General features: G+C 73.4%; 8 protein-coding genes and 1 tRNA gene. 4 read left to right on the top strand and 5 right to left on the bottom strand.

All coding sequences use genetic code 11. The features are described from left to right. Nucleotides 1–26: 26 nt before the first annotated feature. The gene (locus B3G12_RS12025; RefSeq protein ID WP_290500551.1) at nt 27–14,591 is read right to left on the bottom strand and encodes a non-ribosomal peptide synthetase; all 14,565 of its coding nucleotides are present in this window, start codon (nt 14,589–14,591) and stop codon (nt 27–29) included. 96 nt (nt 14,592–14,687) lie between these two features. Between B3G12_RS12025 and B3G12_RS12020 the strand changes: the two genes are divergently transcribed. Beyond that, entirely contained in the window at nt 14,688–14,909 is a 222-nt protein-coding gene (locus tag B3G12_RS12020) for a phosphopantetheine-binding protein (RefSeq protein ID WP_055082429.1), read from the top strand. Nucleotides 14,910–15,012: 103 nt separating this feature from the next. Here the strand turns inward: B3G12_RS12020 and B3G12_RS12015 are convergent, their stop codons facing one another. The 3 genes from B3G12_RS12015 to B3G12_RS12005 all read right to left on the bottom strand — a co-directional run bounded on the left by B3G12_RS12015 (nt 15,013) and on the right by B3G12_RS12005 (nt 18,594). Then, a complete protein-coding gene (locus tag B3G12_RS12015) occupies nt 15,013–15,918 on the bottom strand; it encodes an SDR family oxidoreductase (protein WP_290500548.1) in 906 nt (301 codons plus the stop codon). A 210-nt stretch (nt 15,919–16,128) separates the two neighbouring features. Continuing rightward, nucleotides 16,129–17,811 carry an energy-dependent translational throttle protein EttA gene (gene ettA / locus B3G12_RS12010; protein ID WP_290500546.1) on the bottom strand — a complete coding sequence of 561 codons (1,683 nt, stop codon included), beginning with the start codon at nt 17,809–17,811 and terminating at the stop codon, nt 16,129–16,131. Between the two features lie 84 nt (nt 17,812–17,895). After that, nucleotides 17,896–18,594: a single-stranded DNA-binding protein gene (locus B3G12_RS12005; RefSeq protein WP_290500544.1), complete on the bottom strand. Its 699-nt coding sequence runs from the start codon at nt 18,592–18,594 to the stop codon at nt 17,896–17,898. 241 nt (nt 18,595–18,835) lie between these two features. On the opposite strand from B3G12_RS12005, the gene B3G12_RS12000 reads away from it, so the two are divergent. The 3 genes from B3G12_RS12000 to B3G12_RS11990 all read left to right on the top strand — a co-directional run bounded on the left by B3G12_RS12000 (nt 18,836) and on the right by B3G12_RS11990 (nt 21,328). Continuing rightward, nucleotides 18,836–18,911: transfer RNA gene (locus B3G12_RS12000), tRNA-Arg, on the top strand. Nucleotides 18,912–19,046: 135 nt separating this feature from the next. After that, nucleotides 19,047–19,796 (top strand): response regulator transcription factor, encoded by a 750-nt coding sequence (locus B3G12_RS11995; protein WP_144942560.1) that lies wholly within the window; start codon nt 19,047–19,049, stop codon nt 19,794–19,796. After that, on the top strand, nt 19,793–21,328 hold the full coding sequence (locus B3G12_RS11990) for a sensor histidine kinase (protein ID WP_290500523.1): 1,536 nt from the start codon (nt 19,793–19,795) through the stop codon (nt 21,326–21,328). Before B3G12_RS11995 ends, B3G12_RS11990 begins: the two co-directional genes overlap by 4 nt. A 27-nt stretch (nt 21,329–21,355) precedes the next feature. On the opposite strand, the gene B3G12_RS11985 is transcribed toward B3G12_RS11990, so the two are convergent. Continuing rightward, the gene (locus B3G12_RS11985) at nt 21,356–22,129 is read right to left on the bottom strand and encodes a hypothetical protein (RefSeq protein ID WP_290500522.1); all 774 of its coding nucleotides are present in this window, start codon (nt 22,127–22,129) and stop codon (nt 21,356–21,358) included. Between the last annotated feature and the right edge of the window lie 139 nt (nt 22,130–22,268).

Below are 22,268 nucleotides of genomic sequence, written 5' to 3'. Positions count from 1 at the left end.
GTGATGCGTCTCAGTGGTGCGGTGGCTCAACGACTCTGCGACCGGGCCGCGGTGGTGCGGGTGGGTGCCGGTGGCAGCAGCGGCAGGATCGTGTCCCAGCCCTCGGGGCTCGCGAGCCCCGCGTGCGAGAACGGCAGCCGGTGCACCGTGAGGTCCCCGTCGTGGCACGCGCGCCACGCGTACTCCGGATCCCAGTCGTCCTGCCCGGGGCGGGACACGCCCTCCTCCTGCTTCTCGGCGAAGCCGGGCCGCAGCCGGTCGGCGACGACGAGCGTCACCGGGCCGTCGTAGGCGCACGGTTCGGACGTGGTGAGCAGGGCGGTGCACCGCTGCAGGTTCTCGCGCAGGGCGTCCAGGACCTCGGGCGAGCGTGTGGCGAAGTCCTCGGCCAGTCCCGCGAGCTCGATCACGTGCTCGTCAGGCAGCTCCCCGCGGGTCCGGCGGGCCGCCGCCGAGCGGTGGGACGTGGCCCGTCCCGCGGGGTGGGCGTCCAGCACGGTCAGCGAGGACACGCGTTCACCCCGCGCCGTCAGCTCGGCGGCCACGTGGTGCGCGGCGGTTCCCCCGAAGGAGTAGCCCAGCAGGTCGTACGGCCCCTCGGGCTGCTCCTCCTGGATCAGGTCCGCGTAGAACCGCGCGAGTCCCCGCATCGTGTCGATGCCCCGGTCCGCCGCGTCCTCCACCGTGGGCAGCTGCACGCCGTTCACGGGCCGCTCCCCGAGCCGCGTCGCGAGCGGCAGGAACGGCCACGCGAAGCCGCCACCGGGGTGCAGGCACCACAGCGGAACCCCCTCGCCGCGCCGCAGGTGCAGCACCTCGCGGGCCGGCTGCGCCGGGGTGGGCGGGGTGAGCCGGGTACTCGGGGCCGAGAATGGCTGAGCGGAGGAGGGCTGAGCCGGAGTGGGAGCCCCGGGCACGGGAGTCTCCCGCTCCGCGGGAACCTCCAGGGGAACCTCCCCGGCGTCAGTCTCCGGCACCGTCGCGGTGGCCTCCGAGGCCGGGCCCCGGGTGTCGTCGGACGCGAGACCCGTCCCGTCGCCCGGGAAGGCGTCCCGTGCGGCGTCGTCCTCGACCGGGTCCTGCGACCCGTCCGACGCCTCGGCGATCCTTGCGAGGGACGTCCCCGCGAGCAGTTCTGCCACGGCCACGGTGAACCCGGCGTGGCGCTCCACGTGGCTCGCCACCCGCATGGCCGCCAGGGAGTCCCCGCCGTGGTCCGCGAAGGACCCGGTCACGTCCACCTCGGCGGCGTCGAGTTCGAGGACCGCGGCGACGGCGTCGCACACCCCCCGCTCGGCCTCGGTGCGCGGGGAGCCCGCCCCCTCGGCGCGGCCGGGCTCGTCCGGCAGCGCGGCGCGGTCCAGCTTGCCGTTGGCCGTGACCGGCATCTTCTCCACCACGGTGACGCGGCGCGGCACCTGGTGGGCGGGCAGCAGCTCTCGCAGCCGCTCGCGCAGCACCGCGGGATCCAGCACGGCGCCGTCGTCCGCGGTGACCCACGCGACGAGGTAGCGTGCGGCGTCGCCGCCCCGCACGTCCACCGCGCAGGAGGCGACGCCGGGCAGGGACTCGGCCGCGGCCTCCGTCTCCCCCGGCTCCACGCGCATGCCGCGGATCTTCAGCTGGCGGTCGCTGCGGCCGCAGTAGACGAGCCTGTCGCCGGGTTCCCGGCGCACGAGGTCGCCCGTGCGGTACATCCGCTGGCCGGAGCGCTGCGGGTCCGCGACGAACGTCGTGGCGGTGCGCCCCGGCATTCCCACGTAGCCGTGCGCGAGCCCGTCCCCGGAGAGGTAGAGCTCCCCCACGGCGCCCTCGGGCACCTCGCGGAGGGAGGAGTCCAGCACCGCGGCGCGCGCGTTGCGCACGGGGCGGCCCAGGCACGGCGAGGTGCTCTCCTCGACGGGCGAGCCGAACGCGTTGATCGTGAACTCGGTGGGCCCGTAGAGGTCGTAGCCGCTCACGCCCGGCGTCTCGCGCAGCAGCGTCCACAGCTCCTGCGGCACGGCCTCACCGCCCAGCAGCACGAGCCCCGGGTGGCGCGGCCCCTCGAGCAGGCCGTGGCCGAGCAGCTCCCGGGCGTAGGTCGGGGTCACGTTGACCACGTCGATCCCCACCCGGTGGTAGTGCGCCACGAGCTCCGCGGTCTGCAGCCGCAGCCGGTCGTCCACCACGTGCACCTGGTGCCCGTGGAGCATCCAGAACAGCTCCTCCCAGGACATGTCGAACGCGAAGTTCACGGTGTGGGCCACGCGCAGCCGCTCGCCCAGTCGGGCCACGGTGGGCTCGAAGATCTCGGCGGCGTGGTTGTGGTACATCGTGGTCAGCCCGCGGTGACCCACGAGCACGCCCTTCGGCCTGCCCGTGGAGCCGGACGTGTAGATCACGTAGGCCGGCTGGTCCGGGTTCGCGGGGCCGGTGAGCCGGTTCTGGTCCACGGCCGGGGCGGGCACGGTGCCGTCGAGCACGGCGCGCACCGCGGCGTCGTCGAGGTCGACGACGGCGAACGGCGCGTCCTGTGCCCCCGGCACCTCGTCCCAGTCCCCGCCGCGGACCAGACCGCTCGCGTGGGAGTCCGCGAGCAGCTGCGCGGCGCGCTCGACCGGCTGGTTGCCGTCCAGCGGCAGGTAGGCCGCGCCCGTGCGCATGACCGCGAAGATCGCCACGATGTGGTCCGCCGTGCGCGGCAGGCGGATGCCCACCACGTCACCGCGGCCGATCCCGCGGTCAGCAAGCACGGCGGTGAGGCGCTGCACCCGCTCGTCCACCTGACGGGCGTTCCACCGCACGTCCCCGCACACGAGGCTCGGGCTCTCCGGTGAGCGCCGCGCGAGGTCCCGCAGCAGGCGGTCCACGCTGCCGCCGGGCTCACCGGGTCCGGGCACCGGCACCGGGGCGGGTGCGAGCACTGCGCTGGGGCGCGGGGCGGCCACGGCCACCTCGGCCATCCGCGTGTGCGCGGCGTCGCCGCGGGCCAGGTCGGTCAGCGCCGCGAGGGTGCGGTCCAGAGCCCACTGAGCACGCTCGGTCGAGACCGTCTCGGGGTGGTGCTCGCACGTGACGGTCCCGGAGCCGGGAGTGCCGTCCCCGGGGTCAACGTCGAGCACCATCGCATAGTGGGTGGCGTCCAGGGCCTGCGCCCGCAGCACACCGGCGCCGGCGCCGGCGAACGGACCGTTCGGGTCCTCCCGGTCCATCGCGGTGTTGCGGTGCACCACGAGGGTGTCGAAGAGCGTGGCGTGACCCGCGGCCCGCTGGATCTCGCCCAGCCCGGCGCGGTGGTGGGCGCTCATCGCCCCCTGCTGCGCGAAGGCGCGGCGCACCACGTCCCGGACCGTCTGGTGCGGTCGGGTGCTCAGGCGCACGGCCACGGTGTTCAGGGCCAGGCCCACCGTGCGCTCGGCCCCGGGCACGGAGGGGTCGCGGCCGGTCACGGCGCTGCCGAGGACGACGTCGTCGCGGCCGGTCAGCTGCTGCAGCGTCACTCCCCACGCCACGTGGAACAGGGTGGCCCGGCTGACACCGAGCTCCCGGGCGCGGGCGGTCACGGCGGCGTCGAGCTCCGCGCCCAGGGGACGGGTAACGAGCTGCGGCACGGGCTCGGTCAGGGGCGCGGGGCCGGCCACGAGGGTCGGCTCGTCGATCCCGGCCAGGTGCTCGCGCCAGGCCGCGGTGTCCGCGTTCACGTCCCGGGAGGCCACGTGACGCAGGTGCTCACGGAAGTCCGCCGGCTGCGGCAGGACAGACTCGTCCTGGCCCGGGGCAGCGACGAGCGTGAACAGCTCCTCGAAGAGCACCGCCTGGGACCACGCGTCCGTGAGCAGGTGGTGCTGCGTGACCACCAGTTCGCTCGTGCCGTCCGGAAGGTGCACGGCGAGCGCGCCGATCAGCGGCGGGCGCTGCGGGTCGATGCGCCGGTGGAATTGCGCCGACGCCGCCCGCTCCACCTCGGCGGGCGAGTCCACCGTGGTCTCGTGCCACGGCATGGGCCCCTCCGGCAGCAGGAACTGCACGGGCGCGGGCACCCCGCGGTGGGTGAAGCCCGCCCGCAGCATCGGGTGACGCCGGTACACGGCGTCGCACGCGCGGTGCACGGCCGTGAGATCCACGTCCTCCCCCAGCGTGAAGCGGTGCTGGACCACGTAGGCGTCCGCGCCGTCCGCTCCGTCCACGAGCGACTGGAGGTACATGCCCTCCTGCAGCGGCGTCAGCGGCAGCACCTCCTGCCACTGCGGAGCCAGCCCCTCCAAGACCTCCCGCAGCTCGGGGGTCACCGGGACGGACAAGGCGTCCGCGGGGGTGGCCGTGCGCGTTTCGGCCCCGGTGCTGCCGGAGTCGACGGCGCTGTCACTGCCCTCACCGCTGGTGATGTTGGCGGCATTCCCGGAACTGGTGGTGCTGTCGGTGCCCTCGGCACCCTTCACACTGACTGTGCTCTGGGCCCCCGTGGCGCCCTCGGCATCCACCGTGCTCGCGGTGCGCCGGGCGCTCGCGGCCAGCTCACCCAGGCCGGGGTGCGTGAAGACGTCCGTGACCGTGAGGTCCCAGCCGCTCTCCCGCAGACCCGCGACCAGGCGCAGGGAGGAGATGCTGTCCCCGCCCAGCCCGAAGAAGTCGTCCTCCGGCCCGCTGCCGGTCAGGCCGAGCAGCTCGTCCACGGCGCTGCACACGGCACGCTCCACCTCGGTGCGCGGTGCGATCCCGCCCGCCGTGGAACCGTCCGGCTCCGGCAGGGCGGCGCGGTCGATCTTGCCGTTCGGGGTCGTCGGCAGGCACGGAACCACCGTGACGACCGCCGGAACCATGTACTCCGGCAGCAGCTCGCGCAGGGCGTCCCGGGCAGCCGCAGCGGAGCTCTGCCCCGCGGCGTCGTCGTCCCCGGTGGGAACCACGTAGCCGAGCAGCCGGTGCTCGCCGCTGGGATCGGGACGCACGCACGCGGCCGCGGCGCGCACGCCGGGCAGCGAGCGCAGCGCGGTCTCGACCTCGCCGAGCTCGATGCGGTACCCGCGGACCTTGACCTGGTCGTCCACGCGCCGCAGGAAGTGCAGCCGTCCCTCGCGGCGCACCACCAGGTCACCGGTGCGGTAGAGCCTGGCCCCCGGGTGCGCGGGGTCGGCAACGAAGCGCGCCGCGGTCTGGGCCGGTCGACCCAGATATCCCCGAGCCACCTGGACGCCGCCCAGGTAGAGCTCTCCGGCGACGCCGTCTGGCACGGGCCGGAGGGCGTCGTCGAGCACCGTGGCGTCCACACCCTCCCACGGGGTGCCGATCGGCACGGCGCCGGAGCCCTTGAGGTCCTCGGCCCTGACCGGCTCGTGGGTCACCCACACGGTGGCCTCGGTGGGTCCGTACACGTTGCGGACCTCCGCGCAGCGCTGCCGCATGCGCGCGGCGAGGTCCCGGTCCAGGGCCTCACCGCCCACGAGAGCGCGCACCCGGCTCAGGTCCACGTCCTCGTGCTCCGCGGCCTCCACGAGACCGCGCCACAGGGAGGGCGTGGCCTGCAGGACGTCCGCGTCCGCCCGGGCGACGACGCGCAGCAGGGCCTCGGGATCGCGGACGGTTGCGCGGTCCGCGAGGTGCACGGTGCCGCCCACGCACAGCGGCGCGAACAGCTCCAGGCCGGAGATGTCGAACGCCACGGTGGTCACCGCGACGAGCGCGTCCCGGTCCCGGACCCAGCCCAGCGCTGCCACGGAGCGCAGGAACGCGGCGATGTTCGCCCGCGTGACCATGACGCCCTTGGGCCGCCCGGTGGAGCCGGAGGTGTGCAGGACGTAGGCCAGGCCGTCGTCTGCGGCGGGGATCTCGGGCAGGGCCGAGGTGGTCAGGTCGCCGGCTGCCGACGCCGTCTCTCCGGCGCTGTCCACGCCTTCCTGTTCCGGGGCGCCGGGAGCGTCCAGCAGCAGCAGCACGTCCGCGCCGGCCGCGGGAAGCCCGGCGGCGAGCTCGGCCGTGGAGACTACGAGGGCCACCATGGCGTCGTCGAGCACCTGGCTCGTGCGCTGGCGGGGGTGGTCCGGGTCCAGCGGGACGTAGACCGCACCCACGCGCTGCACCGCGAGCAGGGCGGTCAGCAGCGAGCGGTCGCGCGGCAGGGCCACGGCCACCATCGACTGCTCCCCCACCCCGCGGGCGACCAGCCTCGCGGCGAGCTCGCGCACCGCGGCGTCGAGCTCGGCGTAGGAAAGGTCTCCCTGGGCATCCCGCAGCGCCACGCGGTGCGGTGTCCGTGCCACCTGGGCCGCGAAGGCCCGGGGAACGCTCGGCACGCCCTCGTTCGGGAGGCAGGGGACGACGTCATCGTGCGCGTCCGTCCCGCTCGGAACCCGGGTCTCCGCGGGGCCCGCGTTCACTGCCGTGTCCCGGTTCGCCGCGGGGCGATGACCCTCTGCCGCACGGCCGGACTCCGCAGGATCATGACGCTCTGCAGAACGGCGGGCCTCCGCAGAACGGTGGGGCTGCGCAGGCCGGTGGATCTCGCGGGAGGCCTCGTCCGCCACCGTCAGCGCGGCAACGGCGCGACGCGGGTCCTCGGCCAGCTGCTCCAGCACGCGCAGGACTCGGTGCGCGAGGGCGGAGACGGTCTCGGCGTCGAAGAGGTCCGCGAACCCCACGACGCGCAGCGAGGAGGTGTCCCCGTCCACGAGCCACACGCCCACGTCGAAGCGCGAGGTGGTGGTGCGCACGGTGACCTCGGAGGTCTCCAGTGCGCCGATCCCCGGGGTCGGGGCGGGTGCCTCGTGCGAGACGAGCGTCTGGAACAGGGGGTGCCGGGCGCGCTGACGCTGGGGTGAGACGAGGTCCACGACCCGCTCGAACGGCAGCCCGCTGTGCTCCAGCGCCCGCAGGGAGGCACCCCGCACGGCAGCCAGGTTCTCGGCGACCGTGCCGGTGGCGTCCACCGCGCAGCGCACGACCATCGAGTTCACGAAGTACCCCACGGCACGCTGCTCGTCCGCGAGGTCCTCGCGCAGGGCCACCGTGCTGCCGAGGGGAATGTCCCGCCCGGCGCCGTGCAGCCACCACGTGAGTGCCACGGCGTTGCGCAGCAGCATGAGGGGCGTGACGCCGTGCTCGCCGCACACGCGGTCCATGCGTTCGCGCAGCTCTGTGGGAACCTCCAGCACGTCCGTGTGGCCCTCGTGCCCCGGAGTCTCCGGGCGGGGACGGTCCAGGGGCAGGTCGAGCTCCGCGGGCAGGCCGCGCAGCTCCTCGGACCAGAAGCTCTCGTCCGCCGCCGTCTGCTCGGGGTCCTCGGCGGCGGGCTCGTCGTGCGGGGGCTCGGGCCACTGCGGTGCGCGCCCGGCGGCCCGCGCCCCGTAGGCGTCGGAGAGGTCCGCGAGCAGGGGCTGGACGGACTCCGCGTCGATCGCCACGTGGTGCACCACGACCAGCAGCAGCGCCGTGTCCCCGCCGGTCCACAGATCCGCGCGGGCCGGGGCCTCACGGGTGATGTCGAAGGCCTGGGCCGGGTCAGCCAGGTGCTCGGCGACGACGCCCTCCAGTGTCTCGCGGCTCGGAGCGGTCTCCGCCAAGGTACCGGGGAGGTCGTGCACGCGCAGCGCGGGCAGCTCCTCTCCCTCCAGCACGCGCACGCCCGCGGTGCCGTCACGCTGGGCGGGGAACACGGTGCGCAGGGCGCGGTGGCGCAGCACGACGTCGTGCCAGGCCGCCCGCAGTGCCTCCGCGTCCACGGCGCCGCGCAGTTCGAGGGCCACCGGCACGTCGTAGACCGTGGACGGGCCCTCCAGCTGCTGCACAAACCACAGCCGTTGCTGCGCGGGAGTCAGGACCGGAGCGGAGCTGGTCGGGCCCTCCGCGCCACCCCGTGCGCCGTCCTCGATCCGGGGCGTGTCCTGCGCGTCTGCACGGTTCTGTGCAATCGCATGGTCTTGAGGCACCGCGCCGTGCTGCGACACGGCAGGGTCGCGGGGCACCTGGTTGTCACCGGACACGGCGTCGTCCGGAGACGCCCCGTCCGCAGACGACACCGCCCCGCCCTCCGCGAGCCGCGCAATGGCGGCCGGGGTGCGGGCGTCGAGCACCTGCACGAGGGAGACGGTGATGCCGCGTCGCCTCAGCCTGCCGAGCAGGCGCATGGCGGTCAGGGAGTGCCCGCCGAGCGCAAAGAAGTCCTCGTCGACGTCCATTCCGGAGCGGCCCAGCAGCTCGGCCATCTCCGCGGCCACGACGGTGGCGACGCCGTCCGTCGCGGGCGACGTCGCCCTGGGCGTCCCGGAGGTGGATGACGGCGTACCCGCCGTCCCCGGCGCGGCGGCGGCCGTCCTGGCGCTCTCCGATGCCTGGGCCGACGCGCCGGTCGTCTCGCCCTCCGTCTGCCCGTCCTCGGCGGTCGGGGCCGCGCCCGTCACACGGGACGATGTCACCTGTTCCCCGATGGGGGTTCCACCGTGCTCGGGCGTCGGCCGCCCCTCCTCGGCCACAGATCCGCCGTGCCCGGCCGCAAGCTGCGCCACCGTCACGGTGGGATCCCCGGCCACGGCCTCGAGGGCGCGGGCCAGTTCCGCCCACAACCGCTGCGCGGTCTGCTCGGCCACGCGCGTCGGAACGTGCTCCACAACCACGCGGAACTCGTTCCCCGGCGGCACCATCACGTTGAGCGGGTAGTGGGTCCCGCCCGCGCTGCTGATACCGGTGACGCGCGGCAGTGCCTCCTGCCCGGCGTCGTCGGCCGGGGCGTTCTCGTAGACGACGAGCGAGTCGAAGAGCTCGCCCAGCCCCACGGCGCGCTCGATCTCGGCGAGCGCCGCCGACTCGTGCGCGGACATCCCCGCCTGCTCGCCCTGCAGCCGGGCGAAGGCCTCGAGCAGGGGCTCGTCGCGGCGCAGCGTGAGCCGGGCGGGCAGCGTGTTGGCGAAGAGACCCACGGTGTTCCCGATGCCGGGCAGGTCCGTGGGGCGCCCGGACACGGTGACGCCGAAGACGACGTCGTCGTGGCCCGTCACGGCGGCGAGCGCCACGGCCCACGCGCCCTGCAGCACGGTGTTGGGGGTGAGCCCGTTCGTCCGCGCCACCTCGACGAGGCGCTGCGCGGTCCCCGGAGCGAGGGACAGGTCCTGTCGGGTCTGCTCCGTCCTCCCACCGGCGGTCTCCGACGGCTCGGTGCCGAGCACCGTGGGGTGCTCGAGTCCGGCCAGGCGGGTGCGCCACGCCTCCAGGGCGGCGTCGGCCCCGGCGCTGATCCGGGCGACGTGCGCGCCGAACGGCAGGGCCGTGGGCAGCTCGTCCCCCTCGCCGCGGTACAAGGCCATGAGGTCGCGCACCATCAGGGGCGTGGACCAGCCGTCCGTGACCAGGTGGTGCGCGCCGAGGATCAGCACGCTGCGCTCCGGGCCCAGCCGCACCAGCGTGGCGGCCACGAGCGGTGCCCTGGCCACGTCCACCGGGCGGTGGGACATCTCGGTCAGCAGCGCCGTCACGGCGCGCTCGGCGGCGGCGTCCGGGGTCGCGCTCAGGTCCACGGTGCGCCACGGAACGGTCACCGCGCGCGGGACCACCTGCACGGGCTCGCCCACGGTGGTCGCGTCGAACGCCGCGCGCAGCACCGGGTGGCGCCGCAGCACGGCGTCAAAGGCATCCTGCAGCCGCTGCGGGTCCACGGCCCCCTCGATCTCCAGCGCGGCCGCGAGGACGTAGGCGTCCGCCTCTCCGTCGGAGAGCGCGTGGAAGAGCAGGCCCTCCTGCAGCGGGGACAGCGGCAGCACGTCCGCCACGGGGCCGTGCTCGCGTTCGAGGGCGTCGATGTCCGGCTGTGGGAGGCGGTGGGTCAGGTCCGAGGGACTCGCTCCCCCGGCGTTCTCGTTCAGGAGCAGGTGCACCGCGGCGGCAGCCTCGCGCAGGGACTGACCCAGGGTGTCGAGGTCCGCGGCGGAGAACACGCCGCCCGCGGCGCGCAGCTCGATCCCCAGCCCCGGCTCCGGGCCCGCCTTCTGGAAGACGTTGACGGTCAGCGCCTCGGTCAGGCGCCGCTCGGGGGACTCGACGACGGCGAAGGAGCGGTCACCGTCCGTGGACCAGCCATCCGGGTCCTCCTCGGACGCGGCGATCACGTTGAGCACGACCTCCGGCTCGGCCAGATCCGCGAGACGCTCCCGGCCCAGCGGGTCGAGGTGGCGCAGGATGCCGTACCCGGCGGTGTCCGGGCTCGTGCGGCGCGCCTCCTTGGCCGCGCGCAGCAGCGCGGAGAGTGCTGACCTGCCGCCGAGCATGTCGTCGAGGTCCTCGGCGCCGAGCACGCGGGCGCGGACGACGGCGTCAGTCCCGGAGTCGGTTCCGGAATCGTCGCCGACAACGGGGTGGCCGAGCGCGTCCGACGCCACGTGAACGGGCGACTCGGTGGTGAACCACCCGACCGTGCCCGAGAGGTCGCAGCCCGGGGCGAGGGTGTCACGGCCGTGGCCCTCGACCGTCACCGGCCGCAGCGCCGCGGCGGGCAGTCCGCGCGCGTGGTCGAAGCGGGCGAGGGCGAGGCTCACGACGGCGAGCACCACCTCGTCGGGGCGCATGCGGTACGCCTCGGGTGCGGTCTCACGCACCGCCCGTGCGACGTCGCCGGTGATCTCGAGGTCCGCCGTGCGGACGGTGGCCACGGTGTCGACAGCCGGGTCCAGGCGACGGCCGCCCAGGGGCGCGGCGGGGCCGGAGCGGAGCACACGCTCCCAGTGGGGGAGGTCCTCACGCACGGTGTCCGAACCGGCGCGGGCAGCCATCACATCCATGGCGTGGCGCCACGAGCACGGCACGTCGTCCGTCTCGGGAAGGGTCCCCGCCACGGCGGCCTCGTACGCGCACTCGAGGTCCGCGGTGAGGATCTGCCAGGAGACGGCGTCCACCGCGAGGTGGTGCACGACGAGCACAAGTTGGTCCCCCGTGGGCTGCTCCGCGACCACCGGCTGTGCGGCGTTCACGGCCACCACGGCCGCGCGGATCACGACGCCCGCGCGGGGGTCGAGCTCCGCCACGAGCGCCTCCGCGTGGTCCTCCACGCAATGCCCGGAATGGCCAGCGGCGCCAGTCGCAGCGGCGTCGTTCTCGGCGCGATGCTCCGACCCGGCGAGGACGTCCTCGGCGAGCACCGCACCGGCCCGGCGCACCAGCAGAGCGGGTTCCCCACCGGTGGTGTCGAGCACCAGGCGCAGGCAGTCGTGACGGTCCAGGACCGTCTGCAGCGCACGCGCGAGGGCGTCGCGGTCCAGGGAGGTGGCCGTGTCCAGCACGACCCACTGCGCGTGGCCCGCCAGTGCCCGGTCGTTCGGCGCGGCAGCGAGCTGGGTGCGCACCAACGGTGAGAGCGCCACGCGCCCCACGGGGAGGTCCACGTCGGCGCGGGAGGGGGCCGCGGCATCGTCGAGCTCCTCTCCCGTGCCGCCCTCGGCCCGAGCGGCCGCGAGCGCGGCAATGTCCGTGTTCGAGGCCGCGGCGCGCGTAGCGACCACGGCCAACGGTGTGCCGTTGAGCAGGTCCTGGGCGGCGATGTCCAGGCCCGCGCGGCGGGATGCGCCCACCACGCTCAGCGCGCTGATGCTGTCCCCGCCCTGGGAGACGAAGTCCCGGTCCAGTGCCACGGGAGCGCAGCTCGCCCCGCGGCGGCGGCCGAGCACCTCGGCCACCACACGCGTGAGCACTTCCTCCGCCGGGGTCCGTGCCTCGCGGATTCTCTCCTGCACGTGCGGTGCGGGCAGGGCGGAGCGGTCCACCTTGCCGCCGACCGTGACGGGGAACGCCTCGAGCACCACCACGTGGGCGGGCACCAGGTGCGACGGCGCGCGGCGTGCCAGGCCCTCGCGCACTGCCCCGGCCTCCAGGCGGGCACCGCGCGACGGCACCACGTGCGCCACGAGGCTCGCGTCCTCGTCCCGACCCTGCACGCCGACCACTGCCCCGGCCACGCCGGGGACCTCGTGCAGCAGCGCCTCCACCTCGGCGGGCTCCACGCGCTGACCGCGGATCTCCACCTGGTCATCTGCGCGGCCCAGCAGCAGGTAGCCCACGCCGGGCTCCCAGCGGGCGAGGTCGCCCGTGCGGTACAGGCGCCCACCCGGTGTGAAGGGATCGGCGACGAAGCGCGTGGCTGTTTCGATCGCACGGGTCCGGTAGCCGCGGGCGAGCTGCGGGCCGCCCAGGTAGACCTCTCCCGTTTCACCGTCCGGCACGGGCTGCAGATCGGTGTCCAGCAGGTGGGCGGTGAGGCCGGCCAGGGGCCTCCCAATCGTGGGGGTCTGCCCGGTCACCGGCGCCGCCACGGCGTCCACCGTGGACTCGGTGGGCCCGTAGAGGTTCCACGCGAGCTTCCCCGAGGCCACGACGTCGTGCCACAGGGATGTGGGCAGCGTCTCGCCGCCCAGGATCAGCGTGGTGGGCGCGGGCAGCTGCAGCAGGCCGAACTCCACAAGCACCCCGGCCAGCGACGGCGTGGAGTCCAGCACATCGATCCCGTCCTCCGCGAGCGCGTCCAGGAAGGCGAGGGCGTCCCCGGTCACGGTGGCGTCGTAGACGTGGACCGTGTGTCCGCCGAACAGCCAGGAGAGCTGGTCGATCGCGGCGTCGAACGTGAAGGACGCGGCGTGCGCCACGTGCAGGTGCGTGGTCTGCGCGTGCTGCTCGGACGGCGGGAAGAGCAGCGCGCGGTGGTGGGCGATCAGGTGGCCGAGCGCCGCCCGGGTCACCTCCACGCCCTTGGGGCGCCCGGTTGTCCCGGAGGTGTGCAGCAGATAGGCGAGGTTCTCCGGCCCGGCGGCGTCCGCGGGCTCGGACGCGGGGGCGTCCCAGCAGACCTGCTCCCACAGGATCCGGCGGGCACCCGGGCGCAGGGAGGCGTCGCCGTCCGCATCCGTGAGGACGACGTCCGCGCCGCCGTCCTCGGTGGTCGTACGACGCCGCTCGGCGGGGTGCGCGCGGTCCAGCGCCTGGAACGCGCCGCCCGCGAGCAGGGTGGCGAGCATGCCCAGGACCATCTCGTGGCCGCGCGGCAGGTCCAGCACCACGACGTCCTCGGGCCCCACCCCCGCCTCCGTCAGACGTCCCGCGAGCACGCGGGCCCGGTGCACGAGCTCTGTGCCGGTGAGGGAGGTGCGGGAGTCCACGAGCACGGGCTCGTCCGGGCGGTGGAGCTCGATCTGCGCGACGGCCTGCGTGAGGTCCACGGGAGCGAAGGACTCGCCGACCTCCGCGGCACCGGCCGACGGACCCCGACGACGCTCGAGCGCCTCCCGTTCCTCACCCGCCAGCGCGGACACCGCCCCCAGGCGGGGCGCGTTCTCAGCGAGGAGCCCGCGCAGCAGCGTGACGAACCCGCGCAGCCGGGCGAGCGCGCGGTCACGAGTCACCCGGCTCGGGTCCGTCTCGAAGCCCAGCTGGATCTCGGTACCCTGCCCGGTGGGCAGCGGCGTGACCGTGAGACCCATGTCCTCTGGCGGGCCTCCGGCCACGTTGCGCAGCAGCCCGGGGACGCCGTGGAAGTCCAGCGCGGGGTTGAAGACCTTCACGTTGGCGCCCACCCCGTGCAGCAGGCCACCGGCGCCGGGCACCCCGAGGGCGCCGGGCAGGTCCTCACCGCGGAAGCGCTGGTGCTCGCGCACGCCCACCATGGCTGTGAAGACCTTCGACGCGAGGTCCGCGGCGGTGTCCTCGGCGGAGACCTGCACGCGCAGGGGCAGCACATTGACCGCCATGGCCGGGGTCTTCAGCGCGGCCGTGGTGGTGCGCACCATCATCGGCAGGGCCATGACGACGTCGCGGCGCCCGGTCAGCCGGTGCACGTACCCCGCGTACGCGCCGAGCAGCACGTCCACCCAGTTGCTGCCAGCGCGCGAGCCCAGGCTCTTCAGGCGATCGCTGTCCTGCGGGGAGAGCGTCTGCGTGATGTGCACGGTGCGCCCGCCGGAATGCTTCTCACCGCCCTCTCTGCCGCCGACCGGGGGCAGCGGGGTCATGGCGTCCACCCAGTAGCGCTCGTCCTGCGCGCGCTGCTCGCTCTGCCGGTACTCGCGGTCCTCGGTCACCAGATCTCGCAACGACCGGTAGCCGGACGGGGCCGCGGAATTGCCGGTGGTCACGGCGCGGTAGAGGGCAGCGATCCTGCGGCTCAGCCGTGCCGCCGAGTACCCGTCGATCACGAGGTGGTGGTAGAGCTGCACGAGCCACACGTGCTGGTCCGTCAGGCGCAGGATCGTGTACCGGAACAGCTCCCGCTCCACCATCGGCGCGCAACGCAGGGCCATGTCCGTGCGCTGCTCGTCCACGACCGCCGCGGCGAGCGCGAAGGGATCTGGTGCGGCCCGCAGGTCACGAATCTCGGGCCGGTATCCCGTCCCGTCCGCGACACGCTGCTGCGCGGCGCCGTCGTGTTCACGCACGCGCAGCCGCAGGGTCTCGGTCTCCGCGACGGCTTCGGAAACCGCGTCCGTCAGCCTCTGCGGGTCGACATCCCCCGGGCCGATCTCCACGACCTCCCCCACCACGTAGTACGGGGACGTCGGATCGAGCCGCTGGGCGTTCCAGATCCCCTCCTGCGCGCCGGTGAGCGGAAACCACTCCGCGGGGTCAGGGAGGCTCGACGAGGACGCCATGCGAGACTGGGTTCCTTCCGGGGACGGGCTGGGACAACGCGTATTAGGGTAGCCTATCCTTAGCTAATTTCACTGTCGGAGCGAGAGGAACACACGGTGGCGGAGATCATCGAGGAGCTGCGCGGCGAGGTCGCCACGGCACTGGGCGTCGCGCCCGAGCAGGTGGACACGTCCGCGGACCTGACCGACCTGGGGTTGGACTCTGTACGCCTCATGGGCGTGGTCGAGGGGATCATCGCGCGCGGCTACGACGTCGACTACGTGGACCTCGCCGAGGACCCCCGGCTCGACGCCTGGCGGGGCCTGCTGGAGGCCTGAGCCCCGGCCCACGGGCGGGCCCGACGACCATGGGCGGCACGCGTTCTGCGCGTGTGCCGCCCATTGCGTTCCCCGCGGTTCGGGCCCCTCGTTGCCCGGCCGCTCAGTGCTGGGCGGCGCCGCCGTCCACCGCGAGCACCTGCATGGTCATGTGGCGCGAGGACTCCCCCAGCAGGAAGCCCACCACGCCGGTGACGTCCTCCGGCCGGCCAACCCTGCCCAGCGGGATGCCCGTCTTGAAGGCCTCCGGGTCCCCGGCCACCATCTGCGCCGAGCGGTCCTGCCCCTCCCACATGCCCATGACCATGTTGGTGAGAGTGGTCCCCGGGGCCACGACGTTCGCGCGCACCCCGTAGCGGGCGGACTCCAGCCCGAGGCTCGTGGTGAAGTGCGTGGCCGCCGCCTTAGACGCCGCGTAGGCCGCCATGTGAGCCCGCGGCACCACCGCGGAGTTCGAGGAGATCGTCACCAGGCTGCGCCGGTTGGACGGGTCCTGCGCGCACTGGCTGACCATCACCCGCAAGGTCTCGCGGGTCACCAGGAAGACCCCCGTGGCGTTGACGCCCACCACGCGGTGCCACTGCTCCTCGCCCGTCTCCAGGACCGTGCCGGTCTCCAGCGCGCCGGCCGCGTTCACCAGGCCGAGCAGCGGCGGCATGGTCGCGGCGATCTCGTCCAGCGTGCTCGCCACCTGTGTGCCGTCGGTCACCGAGCAGCTGCGGTAGCTCAGGCGCCCGGTCTCCGTCGCCTTGGCAGTCATGGTGAGGGCCTCGATGTCCTCCCCGGGTCCGCGCCGACCCTGCCACGGGTCACCCTCCGGAAGGTCCAGCGCGGCCACGGCATAGCCCCGCGCCAGCAGGTCCGCCACCACGGCCGTTCCCATTCCCCCGCCGGCCCCCGTGACCACCACGGTCTCGAACGCGGGCGGCGTCGGCCCAGTGCCGGTTGCTGCGGCTGCCCCACGGGGATCGTAGGTCGTCGGTGCCGTCGTCTCGTCGCGCGAATTCACAGAGGCAAGCCTAACCTTAGTCAGGGTGCGCCATGCACCGCGGTTCGTACGTGGGGCATCCCCCGTCCCGGGGCTCCGACGCCAGGCCCGGACCGATGAGACACCCCGTCTCCCACCCGTGTTCTGCCCGTCACCCGTGAGGTCCACCCGAGAACGAGGATCGCCCCGCGGAGCACGAGGGTCCACGGGGCGATCCGGAGGGTGCGACCGTCAGTCGCGCGTGAGGCGACGGTGCGTGACACGGTGCGGGCGGGCGGCGTCCGCACCGAGACGCTCCACCTTGTTCTCCTCGTACGCCTCGAAGTTGCCCTCGAACCAGTACCAGCGGTCGGGGTTCTCCTCGGTGCCCTCCCACGCGAGGATGTGGGTGGCCACCCGGTCCAGGAACCACCGGTCGTGGGACACGACCACGGCACAGCCCGGGAACTCGAGGAGGGCGTTCTCCAGGGAACCCAGCGTCTCGACATCGAGGTCGTTGGTGGGCTCGTCCAGCAGCAGCAGGTTGCCGCCCTGCTTCAGGGTCAGCGCCAGGTTCAGGCGGTTGCGCTCACCACCGGAGAGCACACCGGCCTTCTTCTGCTGGTCCGGGCCCTTGAAGCCGAAGGCCGAGACGTACGCGCGGGACGGCATCTCCACCTTGCCCACGTTGATGTAGTCCAGACCGTCCGAGACGACCTCCCACAGCGACTTCTCGGGGTCAAGATTCTCGCGGTTCTGGTCCACGTAGGAGATCTGGACGGAGTCGCCGACCTTCAGCTCGCCGCCGTCGAGCTCCTCGAGACCCACGATCGTCTTGAACAGCGTCGACTTGCCGACGCCGTTCGGGCCGATCACACCCACGATGCCGTTGCGGGGCAGGGAGAACGAGAGACCGTTGATGAGCGAGCGGTCCCCGAAGCCCTTCTGCAGGTCCTTCGCCTCGATCACCTGGTTGCCCAGGCGCGGTCCCGGCGGGATCTGGATCTCCTCGAAGTCGAGCTTGCGGGTCTTCTCGGCCTCCGCCGCCATCTCCTCGTAGCGCGCCAGACGCGACTTGGACTTGGTCTGGCGGCCCTTGGCGTTGGTACGGACCCAGTCCAGCTCCTCCTTCAGCCGCTTGGCCTGCTTGGCGTCCTTCTTGCCCTGGACCTCCATGCGCTTGGCCTTGGTCTCCAGGTACGTGGAGTAGTTGCCCTCGTAGGGGTAGAGACGACCGCGGTCCACCTCGCAGATCCACTGCGCCACGTGGTCCAGGAAGTACCGGTCGTGGGTCACGGCCAGCACGGCACCGTGGTAGGAGGCGAGGTGCTGCTCGAGCCACAGCACGGACTCCGCGTCCAGGTGGTTGGTGGGCTCGTCCAGCAGCAGCAGGTCCGGCTTCTCCAGCAGCAGCTTGCACAGTGCCACACGACGGCGCTCACCACCGGAGAGCACCTTGACGTCCGCGTCCGGCGGCGGGCAGCGCAGCGCGTCCATGGCCTGCTCGAGCTGCGAGTCGAGATCCCACGCGTTCGCGGCGTCGATCTCCTCCTGCAGCTTGCCCATCTCCTCCATGAGGGCATCGAAGTCCGCGTCCGGCTCGGCCATCTCGGCGGAGATCTCGTTGAAGCGGTCCAGCTTCGCCTTGATCTCGCCCACGCCCTCCTCCACGTTGCCGAGGACGGTCTTGTCCTCATTCAACGGGGGCTCCTGCAGCAGGATGCCCACGGAGTAGCCGGGGCTCAGCCGCGCCTCGCCGTTGGAGGGCTGGTCCAGTCCCGCCATGATCTTCAGGATCGTCGACTTGCCGGCGCCGTTCGGGCCCACGACGCCGATCTTGGCGCCCGGGAAGAACGACATGGTGACGTCGTCCAGAATGACTTTGTCGCCCACCTTCTTGCGGGCCTTGTTCATGGTGTAGATAAATTCCGCCATACCCTCCAGGCTACCGTGCCGACCCCGGGCCGGGTGCCACGGGCAGCGCCCCGCCCCCGGCCCCGGCGCGGGCGCGGGGCGGAATCAGCGGGCACCCTCGCCCACCGGCTGCTTCTCCTCCTCGGGTTCCTGCCCGTCCTGCCCCTGCGGAGTCCTCAGCCCGTCGAAGGTGTCGTCGTCCGGTGCAAGATCGAACACCGCACCGGAGCTGGTGCCCACGAATCCGTCCTCCCCGAGACCCAGCGACCGGCTGGAGCGGAACCTCGCGCCGTGGCCCTCGTCCTTCCCGGACCGTCCGCCGGAGCCGTCCTCGGCACCGCCGTCCTCCCCGTCGGTGCCGTGACGGGGCCCGGACTCGTTGCGCCGGTCCGACGACCCGCCGTCCCCGGCGTTCTGGGTCCCGTCCAGCGCCCCCTGCTGCGGACGACCGCCCGCACGTGCGAAGTTGGCGGTGCCGAAGGCGAGGTCGTGGCCGATGGACGTGGCGTCCACGCGGATCTCCGTGCGGGGCCCGTTCTCCGACTGCCACTCGTTGATGCCGAGCTTGCCGGTGACCAGGACGGGCTGACCGCAGCGGACACTGGCCCTGACGTGCATCGCCAGGGTGCGGAAGCAGCGCACGGTGTACCAGTTGGTGGTGCCGTTGTGCCAGGTGTTCGTGGCGGCGTCGAAGCGGCGGGAGGTGGTGGCCAGGCGGAACCAGGCGACGCTCGTGCCGTCGTCGAACATCCGGGTCTGCGGGTCCTTACCCACGAATCCGCGCAGTGTGACCTGTTCACTCATGGGGTGCTCCTTGTGTTCGCTGCGCCCCGGCGCGGTGGCCTGCGGGCGATCGGTGGCCCCGGTGCGGGGTGACACCACTCTCCGCGCCGTCCCCTGCGTTGACAGCACCGGGGCCGGGATCCGTGCAGAACGCGGGGCGGGCGGCGTCGCGTCCCGCGTTGTGCAGGGCGCACCGCACGGACCGGGCCGTGTCCGGCGGGCAGGCGCACCGTTGCTAAACTGAGTCGTCGCTTCGCGGCCCGCCCCAGTAGCTCAGTGGATAGAGCAGGAGCCTTCTAATCTCTTGGTCGGGGGTTCGACTCCCTCCTGGGGCACCACGCAACACCTGGTCAAGCGGGTGCAGAGGCGGGCCCGTTGACGCGGGACCCGTCGGCGTCGACACGGGACCGGGCAGAGGGGCGCCACGAGTGCTCCCGGTCTCCTGGTGGGCGCGTCGCCTATCATCGGAGGCCATGAGCCCCCAGAACTCACCCGTCGGCGTCGCCGCGTCCCTGCCTCCGCTCTCCCACCCGGACGGCTCACCCATCCGCGCGCTCGTGGTGGACGACGAGCGCATGCTCTCGGACCTGATCGCCATGGGGGTGACCATGCTCGGCTGGCAGCCCCACACGGCGGCGGACGGGCCCAGCGCCCTCGAACTCGCCAGAACGGCCCGCCCGGACGTGCTGGTGCTCGACATCATGATCCCCGGCTTCGACGGACTCGAGCTGCTGCGCCGGATCCGCGAGCTGGACGCGGACGTGCCGTGTCTGTTCCTCACCGCCAAGGACCAGGTGGACGACCGGATCGCCGGACTCGCCTCCGGCGCGGACGACTACGTGACCAAGCCGTTCTCCCTCGACGAGGTGCTGCTGCGCCTGCACCGCCTGGTCCAGCGCTCCGGGACCACCGTGGCGGACAGCGCGGAGCTCGTGGTCGGGGACCTCGTCCTGAACGAGGACACGCGGGAGGTCACCCGCGGTGGCGAGGACATCGAGCTCACCGCTACCCAGTTCGAGCTGCTGCGCTACCTCATGGAGAACGCCAAGCGCGTGGTCTCCAAGTCGCAGATCCTCGACAACGTGTGGAAGTACGACTTCGGCGGGCAGGCGAACATCGTGGAGCTCTACATCTCCTACCTGCGCAAGAAGATCGACGTGGGCCGGGCGCCCATGATCCACACCGTGCGCGGGGCGGGCTACGTCATCAAGCCCGCAGTATGAGCTCCGCCGCGACGGGCGCCCGCCCGGCCCGGCGTCGTCGGCTGCGGACCCGGTTGCTCGCCCTGCTGCTGGCCCTGCTCGTCCCCGCGGCGGTGCTCATGGGGCTGGCCAGCTACCTTGCCGTGCGGAGCGCGCTCACGGACCAGCTGGACCGTCAGCTCGTGGACGCCTCCCAGCGCGCCACCTCGTTCTCCGGCACGGACGGGTTCTCCGGCGGTGGCCCCTCCCAGAGAGCCGACCAGCAGGCAGGGCAGCAGCCCGGCATGAGCACGGCACCGCCAGATCCGCTGGACGCCCCCGGGCAGGCCGCCGGCACGCTGAACGCCCGCGTGGACGGCGGCACCCTGGTGCACAGCGGCATCCTGGACGCCAAGGGAGAAGTCACGGCGCTCTCGGCCGCGGACCGCTCCCGGCTGCAGTCACTCGCCCCAGACGGCATGGTCCGCACGGAGAGACTCGATGCGGGGAACTACCGTGTGCAGGCGGTCACCGCGCCAACCGGGGACGTGATCATCACAGGCCTGCCGCTGTCCCAGGTGAACACTCCCCTGGGCACCGTGCTGGCCGTGGTGACGGCAGTCTCCGTCCTCGCCGTGGTGCTCGTGTGCCTGCTGGGCAGCTGGGGCATCCGCCGCGCCCTGCGTCCACTGGAACGCGTCTCGGACGTGGCCACCGAGGTCTCCCGCCTGGATCTCGGCTCCACCCGGCTCCCGGAGGCCAACCGTGTGGAGGCGAGGGACGCGGATCCCCGCAACGAGGTGGGAGCCGTGGGCCACGCGCTGAACAGCATGCTCGACAACGTGGACGCCGCCCTGACGGCCCGCCAGGAGTCGGAGGACCGCATGGCGCGCTTCGTCGCGGACGCCTCCCACGAGCTGCGCACCCCCTTGGCCTCGATCCAGGGATACGCGGATCTGCTGCGCATGAGCGAGCCCCTGAGCGAGACCGGGGCGCAGTCGCTGGAACGCATCCGCGCGCAGGCCCAGCGCATGGGCGGGCTTGTCTCGGACCTGCTCCTGCTGACAAGGCTCTCGCACGAGAGCATGCCCGCGCGCCAACCCGTGGACCTCGCGGAACTCGTGGTGGAGTGCGTGGGGGACGTGGCCGTCGCGGCCGGGGACCACGAGTGGGACCTCGACCTCCCGGAGGCACCGGTGCTCGTCCCCGCGGACGGTGGGCAGCTGCACCAGGTGCTCGTCAACCTGCTCGCCAACGCCCGGAACCACACGGCCGCCGGCACACGGGTGGTCGCCGGCGTGCACCCCTCGCTCAACGCCCGTGAGGCCATCCTGACCGTCACCGACAACGGCCAGGGCATCGACCCTGAGCTGCTACCGGAGATCTTCGGCCGCTTCACCCGCGGGGACACCTCCCGGCGCTCGGACGGCCACACCACGGGTCTGGGGCTCTCGATCGTCAAGGCGATCGTGGAGGCGCACGGCGGCACGGTCGAGGTGCACTCCCGCCCGGGCCGCACGGAGTTCGAGGTGCGGCTGCCGCTGCAGAACCCGCGCGACGTCGTCGTCGACTGACAGCGGGTCCGCGCGGTGCCGCACGTCTCAGGTCACGGCGCGCTCCACGGGCATTCCGAACACGCGCATGTCGCTGCGGATGGCAAGCGCGAGCAGCTGCGCCTCGAAGGTGCCGGCCTCCTCGCGCAGCAGAGGCAGCACACGCATGACGGCGTCCGCGCGCACGGCCACCACGCCCGCGCTGGCACGACGACGTCGCACGGCACGGGCCGCGGGCGGGCGCCGGTGGGCGAACCGGGCGACGGAGCGCTGCGCGACCGTCCGCGCGAACCGCGGGTCCCGCACCGCGTCGGTGCCGAACGCGAGGTCCGAGTGGCCGCTGATGAGTGGAACCACGAGCGGGGCCAGGACGGCGAAGTCCATTCCGGGTGCGATCCGGGTGACGGCCACGACGGGCGCGGTCGACTCCGCCCACGCCGCACGCAGCGCGGTCACGGGGTTGTCCGAACCTTGGTGCACGGCGCGGACTCCCGGCATCTCCCGGGCGAGGCGCTCCGCGACCGCCAACGTCCGGTCCGAGGAGGCGAGGTCCACCACGCTGAGCCGGTACGCGTACGGGAAGTAGCACGTGAGGTAACCGTCCAGGCGGCGCACGAACGGTTCGAGCTCCCGCTGAGCGTCCCGCGCGGGGACCACCAGGTCCATCACGGCCCCGGTCACGGGCAGGCCCACGGGCTCACGCGTGACCGGCCCGACGGGCAGCTCGGAGCGGACCGCGGTGGAACGGCGACGGCGGGGTGACGGCGCCGCGGTGCGCTGACGTGGAGACGGCACCGCGCCGTGGGAGGGGAAAGCTGACATGACCCCACTGTCCGCCGCGGGTCTGAGCCGCCACGCATTCCAGCCTGTGCCCCGGCTGTGCACGCCTGGTCCGGACGGAAGTCCCGCGGCGTGCACGCAGAAGTCTGCCGCATGCGACCGTAAGTCCGGCGGCGTACGG

The organism is Kocuria sp. UBA5001 (genome assembly GCF_002398425.1).
GTDB lineage: Bacteria > Actinomycetota > Actinomycetes > Actinomycetales > Micrococcaceae > Kocuria > Kocuria salsicia.
The sequence above is the reverse complement of the archived record's forward strand: the minus strand, read 5'-3'. Positions and strand labels throughout refer to the sequence as shown.

Excerpts from the sequence above, each read along its gene's own strand:
- B3G12_RS12025 (WP_290500551.1), bottom strand. The coding sequence starts at position 14,591 with ATGGCGTCCTCGTCGAGCCTCCCTGACCCCGCGGAGTGGTTTCCGCTC.
- ettA (WP_290500546.1), bottom strand. The coding sequence starts at position 17,811 with ATGGCGGAATTTATCTACACCATGAACAAGGCCCGCAAGAAGGTGGGC.
- B3G12_RS12005 (WP_290500544.1), bottom strand. The coding sequence starts at position 18,594 with ATGAGTGAACAGGTCACACTGCGCGGATTCGTGGGTAAGGACCCGCAG.
- B3G12_RS11995 (WP_144942560.1), top strand. The coding sequence starts at position 19,047 with ATGAGCCCCCAGAACTCACCCGTCGGCGTCGCCGCGTCCCTGCCTCCG.
- B3G12_RS11990 (WP_290500523.1), top strand. The coding sequence starts at position 19,793 with ATGAGCTCCGCCGCGACGGGCGCCCGCCCGGCCCGGCGTCGTCGGCTG.
- B3G12_RS11985 (WP_290500522.1), bottom strand. The coding sequence starts at position 22,129 with ATGTCAGCTTTCCCCTCCCACGGCGCGGTGCCGTCTCCACGTCAGCGC.